General features: G+C 71.7%; 6 protein-coding genes. 2 read left to right on the top strand and 4 right to left on the bottom strand.

Translation table 11 applies throughout. The features are described from left to right. Positions 1 to 9 precede the first annotated feature (9 nt). Together P1V51_24145 and P1V51_24140 are read left to right on the top strand one after the other, a co-directional pair. On the top strand, positions 10 to 879 hold the full coding sequence (locus tag P1V51_24145; GenBank protein MDF1566145.1) for a hypothetical protein: 870 nt from the start codon (positions 10 to 12) through the stop codon (positions 877 to 879). Then, complete coding sequence (locus P1V51_24140; GenBank protein ID MDF1566144.1) at positions 876 to 1,901, top strand: DUF362 domain-containing protein; 1,026 nt, start codon at positions 876 to 878, stop codon at positions 1,899 to 1,901. Before P1V51_24145 ends, P1V51_24140 begins: the two co-directional genes overlap by 4 nt. Before the next feature lie 108 nt (positions 1,902 to 2,009). Here the strand turns inward: P1V51_24140 and speA are convergent, their stop codons facing one another. The 4 genes from speA to P1V51_24120 form a co-directional block, all read right to left on the bottom strand. Next, the gene (speA, locus tag P1V51_24135) at positions 2,010 to 3,929 is read right to left on the bottom strand and encodes a biosynthetic arginine decarboxylase (GenBank protein ID MDF1566143.1); all 1,920 of its coding nucleotides are present in this window, start codon (positions 3,927 to 3,929) and stop codon (positions 2,010 to 2,012) included. A gap of 53 nt (positions 3,930 to 3,982) precedes the next feature. Next, on the bottom strand, positions 3,983 to 4,792 hold the full coding sequence (gene mrtX / locus P1V51_24130; protein ID MDF1566142.1) for an MXAN_2755 family glutamic-type intramembrane protease: 810 nt from the start codon (positions 4,790 to 4,792) through the stop codon (positions 3,983 to 3,985). Continuing rightward, a complete protein-coding gene (locus tag P1V51_24125; protein MDF1566141.1) occupies positions 4,789 to 7,419 on the bottom strand; it encodes a hypothetical protein in 2,631 nt (876 codons plus the stop codon). Before P1V51_24125 ends, mrtX begins: the two co-directional genes overlap by 4 nt. Before the next feature lie 32 nt (positions 7,420 to 7,451). Beyond that, positions 7,452 to 11,718: hypothetical protein (locus tag P1V51_24120; GenBank protein ID MDF1566140.1), on the bottom strand; the 4,267-nt coding region annotated here is incomplete at its 5' end.

The following is an 11,718-nucleotide window of genomic DNA, read 5'->3' as shown; positions in this document are numbered from 1 at the left end:
TAGATCTCGATGGCCACGCCCTCTCCCGCCTCGCCGCCCCTCCTCTCCCGCCTGCGGGAGGAGCTGCGTGAGCGCTGGACCCCCCTGGGCCTGCCGCCGCGCCCGGGGCAGCCGCCCCGCCTGGACGCCACGGCGTGGGCCGCGCTGGTGGCCGAGGAGAGCGAGGCCGCCCTCCTGGGCAAGGCCCACGGCCTGCTGGCCGCCGCCCAGCTGGAGGACGGCCGGGTGCCCGCCCGGCCCGACGCGTCCGAGGCCTGCTGGACCACCGCGCTCGCCGCCCTGGCCTTCGCCCGGGGCGGGGAGCCCCAGCGCGAGCGCCGGGAGCGGGCGCTCGACTTCCTGACCGGCCACGAGGGCGTCCACCACCCTCGCACCGCGAAGACCCCGGTCTCCCACGACACGGATCTGGTGGGCTGGCCCTGGATCGAGGGGAGCGCCGCCTGGGTGGAGCCCACCGCCCTCGCCCTCCTGGCGCTGGCGCGCTGCGGCCGCGGCGAGCACCCCCGGGCGGCGGCGGCCCGCGCGCTCCTCTTCGATCGTCAGCTCCCCGGCGAGGGCTGGAACCACGGCAACGTGGAGGTGCTCGGGAAGCGCTTCCGCTCGGTCGTCGCCTCCACCGGCCTGGTCCTGCTCTCCCTGCAGGGGACGCCGCGCGACGAGCGGATCGAGGCGGCCCTGACCTGGCTGCGGACCGCCGGGGCGAGCACGCCGCTCTCGCTGGCCTGGCGGTGGCTCGGGCTGGCGGCCTGGGGGGAGGCGGCGGCCGATCCGGCGGAGCTCGAGGCCGCGCTCTCCCGTCAGCGCGCGCTGGGACCCGTGGACGGCGCCCACCTGGCCCAGCTGATCCTGTCCCTCGAGGGCCCGGAGGTCCTGCCATGAGCCAGGGGCCGGGCACCTTGAGCCGCCGCAAGCTGCTGGGCGCGACCCTCGCCGCGGGCGTGGGCGCCGCGGTGGGCGGCAGCCTGCTGAAGCGCTCGCTCGGCGCGAGCCGCTCGAGGGTCTTCGTCGGCAAGGCGAAGGACTACTCGGTGGACCTGGCCGACCTCCTGCGCCGGGGCCTCGCCGAGGCCGGCGTGGGCCGCGAGCAGATCGGCGGACGCCGGGTCCTGCTCAAGCCCAACCTGGTGGACACCAACCAGGGGCAGCTCCACGTGAACACCCACCCCGAGGTGATCCGCGCCGCCGCCGAGGTCTTCCTCAAGCTCGGCGCCGCCAGCGTGCTGGTGGCGGAGGGGCCGGCCAACCGCCGGGACACCCACGAGATCCTCGAGGCCACCGGGGTCGGCGAGGTCCTGCGCGAGGATCGGATCCCCTTCCGGGACCTCAACTACGAGCCCGGCCCCCGGATGCCCAACGCCGGGGGCCTGACCCGCCTCTCCTCCCTGGTCCTCCCCGCGGTGGTCAGCGAGGTCGACTACATCGTCTCGGTGGCCAAGATGAAGTGCCACCACTGGGCCGGGGTCACCCTCTCGATGAAGAACCTCTTCGGCATGATGCCGGGCTGCATCTACGGCTGGCCGAAGAACATCCTCCACCACGTCGGGCTCCACGACGCGACCGTGGACATCGCGACCACCATCGGCCCCGACCTCGCCATCGTCGACGGGATCGTGGGGATGGAGGGAGACGGCCCCCTGGCCGGTGATCCCAAGCCCGCCGGCCTGCTGGTCGTCGGCTCGGACCTGCGCGCGGTCGACGCGACCTGCGCCCGGATCATGGGCGTCGATCCGCTGCGCGTCCCCTACCTGGCGGACTCGGTGAAGCTCGGGGTGATCGCCGAGGCGGACATCCGGGAGGTGGGCGAGGCCTGGCGGAGCGTGAGGGACGACTTCGCCCTCATCCCCTTCCCCGAGCACCAGGCCCTGCGGCTGGTGCGGCTGGGGTCAGACCCTGACAATTGACACTTGTCATACGGGACGAGATTGACCCCGTAGGCTCCGGCGCCTCCCCGTACACAGGACAAGTGTCAATTGTCGGGGTCTGACCCCATCAGCGCATCAGCGCGCCGCCTATTCGGTATCGCGCTCGAGGTAGGTGTAGCCGTTGAGGCCCGCCTCGTAGAAGCTCAGGATCTCCCGCGAGTCGTCCAGGCTCATCCTTCCCTCGTCGATGGCGTCCTCGGCCGCCATGCGCAGGCGCGAGACGAGCTGGTTGCGGCTGTAGCCGGCCACCCGCAGCACCTCGAGGACGGTGTCGCCCGCCTCGACGTGCTCGATCCGGTAGCCGGTCTCGGAGGAGCGCACGTTGAGCGCGTTGATCTTGCCGAAGAGGTTGTGCAGGTCGCCCAGGCTCTCCTGGTAGGCGCCGACGAGGAAGACCCCGAGGTAGTAGGGCTCGTCCCCCAGCGCGTGCACCGGCAGGACGTCCTCGACGTCGCGGCCGCCGATGAAGCGGGTCAGCTTGCCGTCCGAGTCGCAGGTGACGTCGGCGAGCACGACCCGGCGGTCCGGGGACTCGCCCAGCCGGTGGATGGGCAGGACCGGGAAGAGCTGATCCACGGCCCAGGCGTCGGGCAGCGACTGGAAGAGCGAGAAGTTGCAGTAGTAGATGTCGGCCAGGGCGGCGTCGAGGCTCTCGAGCTCCTCGGGGAACTCGGGCTCGCCGCGGGCGATGGTGAGGATCTTCCCGCAGAGCGCCCAGTAGAGCCGCTCGGCGATCACCCGCTCCTCGAGAGAGAGGTGCCCCAGCGAGAAGAGAGTGAGCACCTGCTCCTTGTTGTAGAGAGCGTCGTGGTAGACCTCGAGGAAGTTCTTGCGGCTCACCTCGCGGTAGAGCTCGGAGAGGGTGCGGACCACCACGTTGTCGTGGTCCTCGGGGACCTCCAGCTCGCCCTCGGGGACGAAGGAGGTCACGCCCAGCACCTCGGTGATCAGCACCGCGTGGGGGGCGACCACCGCCCGCCCGGACTCGGTCACCAGCGTGGGGTGCGCCACCTCGGCCTCGTCGCAGGCCTGGGCGGTGTAGTAGACGACGTCGTTCGCGTACTCCTGCAGGGAGTAGTTGACCGAGGCGGCCCAGCTCGAGCCGCTGCCGTCGTAGTCGATGCCCAGGCCGCCACCCACGTCGAGGTACTTCAGGGGCGCCCCCATCGCCGTGAGCTCGACGTAGAAGCGCGTCGCCTCGGCCAGGGCGTCCTTGAGGCTGCGGATGGCCGAGACCTGAGAGCCCAGGTGGAAGTGGACCATCTTCAGGCAGTCGAAGAGGTCCTCCTCCTTCAGGCGCTTCACGGCGCGCACCACCTCGTCGGCGGAGAGGCCGAACTTCGCCCGGTCGCCGGCCGACTGCTTCCACTTGCCGGCGCCCCGGGAGGAGAGGCGGACGCGCACCCCCAGGTTGGGCTTGACCTTCATGGCCCGGGCCCGGGCGACCACCAGGTCCAGCTCGCTCTCCTTCTCCAGGACGAGGAAGACCTGCCGGCCGAGGCGCTGGCAGAGGAGCGCCGCGTCGACGTACTCCTCGTCCTTGTAGCCGTTGCAGATGACGAGGGCGTCGTCGGCGCGCGCCAGGGCCATCACCGCGAGCAGCTCGGGCTTGGTGCCGGCCTCGAGGCCGTAGAGGTGATCGGCGGAGCCAGAGACGATCGGGTCCACCACCCAGCGGTCCTGGTTGACCTTGATCGGGTACACGCCCCGGTAGCCGCCCCCGTAGCCATACTCCTTGATGGCGGCCGCGAAGGCGTTGTGGAGCTCGTCGATCCGGGCCTCGACCAGGTCGGGGAAGCGCAGCAGGAGGGGCGGCGCGATGCCCCGCCGGCGCACCTCCTCGACCAGCGACTGCAGGTCGATGGGACTATGGCCCTCCTTGCGGGGCAGCACCTGGACGGTGCCGTTCTCGCTGACACCGAAGTAGCCCATGCCCCAGCGATCGAGCTGGTAGGTCGAGAGGGCATCGTCGAGATGCCAGCGGCGCTTGGCGGTGGGATTGGCCATCCCCCGCTCATACAACAAACTTCCGGCCTGCGGGATCGAGTTTTTCGCCCCGGCTAGCCTCCCAGGAAGGAGGCCTCCAGGGTGGCCATGAAGAGATTGGAGAAGCCGTGCACCAGGATGGGCGCGAGGAGCCCGCCGGATCGCAGGCGCAGCCAGCCAAAGAGCAGCGCCGGGAAGAAGACCGCCAGCCGCCAGGGGTAGGGCTCGGTCAGGTGCCCGAGGGCGAAGAGCAGGGCCGTCAGCAGGAAGGCCGGGCCCACCACCACACCCAGGAGGCGCAGCCCCCGCAGGTCACTCCCCTCCCCCTCCCCGCTGCCGAGCCCCTCGGCGAGGCGAGCCCAGAGGAAGCCCCGGTAGAAGAGCTCCTCCGGGAAGGCCACCACGATCAGGTGGGTGCCCGCGAGGAGCAGGAAGTCGTCGGGGAGCCGGAAGGCGGGGCGGAGGGTGGAGAGATCCCCGTAGGGGGCGAGCCAGGACGCCCAGGGGTCGCCGAGCAGCGGCAGCACCTCGAGGAAGCCCCAGAAGAGGAGGATGAAGGGCGGATAGACCACCAGGAGGGTGCCGCCGGCCCAGAGCAGATCGCTCTTCCAGCGATCGAAGCGCAGGCCGTAGTCCCGCAGGCGTTCTCCCCGGCGGCCCATGAGCCAGACCGGCAGGTAGAGGAAGACCAGCACCGCCACCGCCTTGAGGTTGGCGGCGAGGAAGGGGATCAGCGGCCCGAGGACGAAGCGGCAGAGGAGGAGCACGCCCACCGCGGCCGCCCAGACCCAGAGGCCGGTGAAGACCGGCCGGGGCCAGGGCGCGCGGGCGGTCGCCTCCGCCCCGGGGGCGGAGGCCTGGCCCTCGCCGGGCGCCTCGCTCACGGCATCCGGTAGGCGAAGGTGTCGCGCACCGCGGCGACCCGCCGCCGGGTCTGCAGCTCCGGATCGGGCGCACGGTAGCTGTAGGCGCCGGCCACCTTCCAGCCCGAGGCCTCGATCCACACCTCGGCGCCGCTCCCGAGGGGCCGGTCGGCCGCCGGGAGCGTCGGCAGGGTGAAGTCGGAGACGGTGGGCGCGTAGTGGACCTCCCAGAGGCCGGTGGTCACCGGGGTGCCGTCCACACCGGCGAGGCTGCGATCCACCGAGGAGAGGAGGAGCGAGCGGAAGTCGTCGCCGGCCGCGAAGGTGCCGCTCAAGGTGGCCGGCAGGTCGAAGCCCGCCGAGGCGTTCCCGCCGCCGGTGATCATCGCCTGGGCCGAGGTCACGACGGGTGGGTCGATGGTGTTGTCCTCCACGTCGAAGAGGACCTCCACCGGCAGGGGCGCGGCGCCGGCCAGCGAGGGGAAGGCGTCCAGGGTGCCGGTCGAGTCGAAGTCGATCTGGGCGCCCGGCGAGAGCCGCAGCGCGGCGGCCACGCTGGCGCCGGGCTGGAAGAAGAAGGCCCCGTCGTAGTCCCGGCTGCTGGCGCGCCGGGTCGCGGTCGTGGAGACGGCGTAGGAGAGGCCGGCGAAGGCGCCGGTGAGGGGCGGCACGGCGAACTCGGAGATGGGCTGGTCGAGGCCCGGCGCCCGCGCGAAGCGGTAGCCGGTGAGGGCCAGCCCACCCGAGGGCGCCAGGGCGTGGCCCACGGGGATCTCCAGCAGCGCGATGTTCACCGCGAAGGGGACGTCGGTCGAGGTGTCGCCGGGGACGGCGACGTCGACCATCTGGAGCGGGTCGCAGTGGGTGGGGTTGCCACCGCCGGCCGGCATGCAGAAGATCTCGAAGGGCGAGGTCGAAGGGAGCGCGGAGGCGACCCGGGCGTCGGCGGGCAGGCTGCCCACCGCGAGCTCGATCGAGGTGTCGGGGAAGATCCGGAGGCGCTCCAGGGCCAGGCAGGCCCCGCTCTCGTCGCAGAGGTCCTCGATCTCCTGGGCCGAGGTCACGCTGACGTCCTGCTGGGCCACCCAGGAGCCCTCGTCGGCCAGGAGCGCGCTGATGTCGACCTCGCCGCCCGCGGGCACGTCGACCGCGATCATGCCGACCGAGAGGGTGGTCAGGTCGATGGCGCCCATGACGATGCCCAGCTCGGGCCCGAGGGAGCCCTCACCCGCGCCGGAGACCAGCAGAGGCAGCAGGCGCTGCATGTCGACGGTCGCGATGCCCTCGACGACGAAGAGCCGCTGCGGCCCGGCGGGCAGGTCCATCTCGAGGAGCGTGAAGGGAGGCTCCCCGTTGGGCCCGGGCAGGCGGTCGAAGAGGGTTGCGTTGTCGTTGAGGAACGAGTCGTCGGTGGTCATGTTGCCCGGCAGGGGCACGGCCGGGGTCGGCGAGGGGGCGAAGAACTGCCCCGGGTGGAGCGTGGTCAGCTCGGCGCGGGGGATCAGCGGCATCACCAGCACCAGCTTCAGCTGTCCGGAGATGCGGCCCCCGGCCAGGCTGAAGAAGGGGCGGATCGCCGGCAGGGCGTCGAAGCGGCCGGCGGGGACGGCCCCCACCACCCGGCCGCGGCCGGCGGCCCAGGTCCCGGCCTCGGTCAGCGGCAGGACGACCGAGATCTCCGGGCGGTCCACGCCGGTGACGCTCACCATCCGGTGGCTCGGGCGGGTGAGCCCGGGGGTCGCCGGGTCGCCGTCGTGATCCCAGCTCACGGTGGCGGGCAGGGCCACGGTGACGGTCACCGGGCCGACCAGGGCGGCGTCGGTCTCGGTGAACTGGCCGCTGGCATTGGTGGTCCCGGCGAGCTTGCGATCGTCGATCCAGACCTCGGCGCCCTCGAGGCCGGTGAGGCTCGCGGCGTCCAGGGCGGTGATCGTCAGGCTGCCGTTGAGGTTCTCGACGGTGGTGAGGGTGACCACGACCTGATCGGTGGCGGTGCCGCCCCGGCCGTCCGCGACGCTCACCTCGAAGGTCCAGGCCCCCTCGAGGTCCGGGACGATCGAGGCCGTGTCGGAGTCGGCGTTCACGATGTCGGCGGTGCCCACGGTCGCGCCCGTCGGCGCCGAGGCGACGCTCCAGGCGAAGGTCAGGCCGTCGCCGTCCGGATCCGAGCCGCTGGCCGACAGGTTGACGGTCGCGCCCACCTCGAGGGTGGCGTCCGGCCCGGCGTCCACGCTCGGGTCCTGGTTCGGCGGCCGCGGCAGGACGGTGGCGACCACCGTGGAGAGCGCGCTCTTCGCCCCCTGCGGGTCGGTGCACTCCAGGGAGAGGATGTAGTCCCCCTCCACGTCGGCGTCGAAGAAGGCGTCGGGGCCGTCCCGCCCCCGGATCGCGTCCGGGGTGGCCGGGGTGATCGCCGAGCCCACCGGAGAGCTCTCCAGGCGCCAGGCGTAGGTCAGGGACTCGGCGTCCAGGGGGTCGGGATCGGTGCAGCTGCCCTGGAGGACCACCGTCTGACCCCAGGGGACCGTCTGGTCGCCGCCGGCGTCCGCCACCGGGATCTGGTTCTCGGCGGGCGGCTCCGGGCAGGCCGTGACCGTCAGGAGGGTGAGCGCGAACAGCCCGGACAGGGTCCGGCCCCAGCGACGCATATCGCGGTTCTTCATTGGTCTACCGATCGTGGTTACCGATTGAGCGGGAAGAAGTTGCTCGATTCGTGGGTCATCCCGATCGAGCGCTCCGGCAGGTCGAAGGCATTGAAGTCGAATCCGCTCGCCAAGCCAAGGGAGTCGACCCGCATGCCCCAGTAGGCCTTCTCGATCGAGGAGTTGGCCGTGGTGGCGTCGACGCAGACCTGCATCACGCCGGTGCAGACATCGCCGGTCATGCAGTCGCCGCAGTCCGCGTCCACGGTGCAGGCCTTGTGGGTCTGCTGGGCGCAGCGGCCGCCGAAGAGCTCGCAGGCGTCGTTGTTGATGCCGCAGTCGCCGGCGCCAGTGCAGGCCTCGCCACCACCCGAGATCTGCGTCAGGCCATCGAACTTGCCGCCGGCGGCATCCGCGCCGGCCCGCGGCCAGGTGGCCGGCAGGGTCGGCAGGGTGAAGCACTCCTTGGCGCTGTCCACGACCTCTCCACCGGTCCGGCCCGTGCAGGTCACGCCGTAGGGACGCCAGACCTCCCACTCGACCGTCTTCTTGGTCGAGACCACGTCCTTCTCGTCAGAGCAGTAGATGACCGTATCCCGGTAGGTGTCCTTCTCCCGGTAGAGCTCGTGGACCGAGAGGTGCGGGGTCCGGGTGCTGGCCACGTCATCCCAGTAGAAGGTCTTGTTGGTGGGATCGGCCGCGACCTTGGCGATGCCCAGGAAGTCGTCCGCCGTCCAGGTGGAGTTTCCGGTGATGCTGATCGGCGATCCCCCGGAGCCATTGTCACGCCAGAGGACGGTGCTGGCGCCGTTCTCCGCGGTGAGGGGCGGGACGAAGCCAGCCGGTCGCGAGGTCGCCGCGTCGAAGTAGGTGGCGATGGCCGCGGCCCAGTAGTAGGCCGTGGCCGGGTCGCCGGTCAGCGGCAGCGGAAGATCGGGAGTCGAGGCGGCGTCGACGGCGTAGAGGACGCCGACGCTCCCGGGGCTCGAGTCGTAGCGCTGGAACCGGAAGCCGTTCACGTAGTTGGGTCCCAGGCCGTTCGAGCCCGCGTGATCCCCGAAGACCGCGGCGAAGACGTCCGTGTTCGCGGGCCGGTTCGCGGTCGTCAGGTTCAGCGTGTGGACGTAGCCGTTGCGGTTCAGCGGAACCGTGTAGCCCGAGCTGCTGCTGCCCGTGTCGGCCGAAGGCACGAAGCCGATGCCGGTCCGGACGGCCGGGTCGAGGCTGAAGCCCTGGAGCAGCTCGCTCCACTCGCACATGTTCTGCGCCACCGAGCTGGGCAAGGTGCCCTGCACCATGCTCATCCGGTGGTTCTGGGGCAGGGTCACCGCCCACTCGTGCTCGTAGATGCGCGCCAGACAGAAGAAGGCCATGCACTGCTCGGGGACCCAGAGGTTCTCCGGCATGGCCAGCGGCGGGTTGCCGCCCGGCAGATCCACACAGCGGTTCGGCTCGAGGAGGCTGGCGAGGGAGAGCGAGGTCACCTCGGTCATCGTGACCTGCGGCAGCACCAGGCCACCCTGGAGGTCGCTGGTGGAGCCCGTGGCGCTGAAGTTGGACGCCGTACCGAGGTCGAGCCGGACGGTCGGGATGGTGGGATCGGTCTCCGTGAGCGGGATGACCAGGTCCGCCGCGCTCACATCGGCGAAGGTGAAGTAGGCCCGCTCGGTGGTCGCCCCGGTGGGCTGGCCGGCGGTGACCGTGATCGGGCCGTCGAGGGCGGTCCCGAGGTCGGCGAAGGTGACGTAGCCATCCGGGCCGACGGTGACGCCCACGTTGCTGACGTTCGGCGCTCCGCCGACGAGGAAGACCTCGGGGTCGGTGACGAAGGGCGTGCCCGCCGCGGTGCCGACGATCACGTTGGCGTTCACCAGCGGGGTGTCGTCCTCGGCCCGGAGGACCCGCACCCGCAGGTTGCCGTCGGGGCCGGCGCAGCCGCCGGTGCCGCCGACGCTGGTGTTCTCGGTGCCATAGGTGACGGTGACCGAGCCGGCGAGGGTGCCGGTCTGACTGCAGGCGTCGAAGTCGATCTCGATGGCGGTGGAGGCGCCGGCGCCCGGCTCGGAGAAGGTGCCCCAGTAGATGCCCGGCATCGCGGCCGACTCGGCCATCGCCGTGCTCCAGCTGATGGGCTCACCCGCCGAGACGCGCGGCGTGAGGGTGGCGCCGGAGATCGGCACACCGGCGCTGTCGCGCAGGTCGACGAAGACGGTCGCCCAGGCCCCGCTGTTCAGGGTGAGGCAGGTCGAGGAGGCCGTCACCGTCGAGGCGGGATCGATGGTCAGGGTCGTGTACTCGCAGCTGTCGGTGACGCCGCTGCAGAGGTCGGTGGTGCAGCTATCCGAGTCGTTGCAGACCGGCGGCGTGCCGGCCTGGCAGTCGAGGACCGCATCACAGGTCTCGGTGCCGGTGCAGAAGAGCCCGTCGTCGCAGGCCCCGTCGTCGGGCGTGTGGACCGCGCTGTCGGTCGCCTCGTCGCAGGTGTCGACCGTGCAGGAGACACCGTCGTCCATGCTCGGCGGGGTGCCGGCCTGGCAGTCCAGGGCCGCATCACAGGTCTCCACGCCGTTGCAGTAGAGGGTGTCGTCGCAGGCCGTGTCGTCCGGCGTGTTGACGATGCTGTCGGTCGCCTCGTCGCAGCTGTCCACCGTGCAGCCGACCCCGTCGTCGATGACCGGCGCCGTCCCGGCCTGGCAATCCAGCAGCGCGTCGCAGGTCTCGGCGCCGTTGCAGAAGAGGCTGTCGTCGCAGGCCGTGTCGTCCGGCGTGTTGACGATGCTGTCGGTCGCCTCGTCGCAGCTGTCCACCGTGCAGCCGACCCCGTCGTCGGTGGCCGGCGCCGTCCCGGACTGGCAGTCCAGCAGCGCGTCGCAGGTCTCCGCCCCGTTGCAGAAGAGGGCGTCGTCGCAGGCCGTGTCGTCCGGCGTGTTCACGATGCTGTCGGTGGCCTCGTCGCAGCTGTCCACCGTGCAGCCGACCCCGTCGTTGACGACCGGCGCCGTCCCGGACTGGCAGCCCAGGGCCGCATCGCAGGTCTCTGCGCCATTGCAGAAGAGGGTGTCGTCGCAGACCGTGTCGTCCGGTGTGTTCACGATGCTGTCGGTGGCCTCGTCGCAGCTGTCGATCGTGCAGGCGACGCCGTCGTTCGTGCTCGGGGCGGCTCCGGCCTGGCAGTCCAGCAGCGCGTCGCAGGTCTCCGCCCCGTTGCAGAAGAGGGCGTCGTCGCAGGCCGTGTCGTCCGGCGCGTGGACGATGCTGTCGGTGACCTCGTTGCAGCTGTCCACCGTGCAGCCGACCCCGTCGTCGGTGGCCGGCGCCGTCCCGGCCTGGCAGTCCAGCAGCGCATCGCAGGTCTCGGCGCCGTTGCAGAAGAGGGTGTCGTCGCAGGCCGTGTCGTCCGGCGTGTTGACCGCGCTGTCGGTCGCCTCGTCGCAGGTGTCGACGGTGCAGCCGACCCCGTCGTCCATGCTCGGCGCGCTGCCGAGCTGACACCCCAGGGCCGCGTCGCAGGTCTCGGCGCCGCTGCAGAAGAGGGTGTCGTCGCAGGCCGTGTCGTCCGGCGAGTTGAAGACGGTGTCGGTGACCTCGTTGCAGCCGTCGAGGGTGCAGGCGATCCCATCGTCGGTGGCGGGCGGCGTCCCGGGCTGGCAGCCCGCGACCGCGTTGCAGGTCTCCGCGCCGTTGCAGAAGAGGGTGTCGTCGCAGGCCGTGTCGTCCGGCGCGTGCACCACGGTGTCGGCGGCCTCGTCGCAGCTGTCCACCGTGCAGGCGACCCCGTCGTCGGTGCTCGGCGCCGTGCCGGGCTGGCAGTCCAGGGCCGCGTCGCAGGTCTCCGACCCGTTGCAGAAGAGGGTGTCGTCGCAGGCCGTGTCGTCCGGCGTGTTCACGATGCTGTCGGTGGCTTCGTTGCAGGTGTCGACCGTGCAGCCGACCCCGTCGTCGATGCTCGGTGCCGTCCCGGCCCGGCAGTCCAGCAGCGCATCGCAGGTCTCCGCCCCGTTGCAGAAGAGGCTGTCGTCGCAGGCCGCGTCGTTCGGCGCGTGCACCACCGTGTCGGCGGCCTCGTCGCAGCTGTCCACCGTGCAGGCGACCCCGTCGTTGACGACCGGCGCCGTCCCGGACTGGCAGCCCAGGGCCGCGTCGCAGGTCTCCGCGCCATTGCAGAAGAGGGTGTCGTCGCAGACCGTGTCGTCCGGCGTGTGGACGATGGTGTCGGTCGCCTCGTCGCAGCTATCCACCGTGCACCCGATCCCGTCACCCAGGCTCGGCGGCGTCCCCGCCTCGCAGCCCAGCAGCGCGTCGCAG

This window comes from Deltaproteobacteria bacterium, assembly GCA_029210625.1.
Lineage (GTDB): Bacteria > Myxococcota > Myxococcia > SLRQ01 > SLRQ01 > JARGFU01.
Note: the sequence above shows the minus strand (reverse complement) of the source record. Positions and strands in the feature narration are given on the sequence as shown.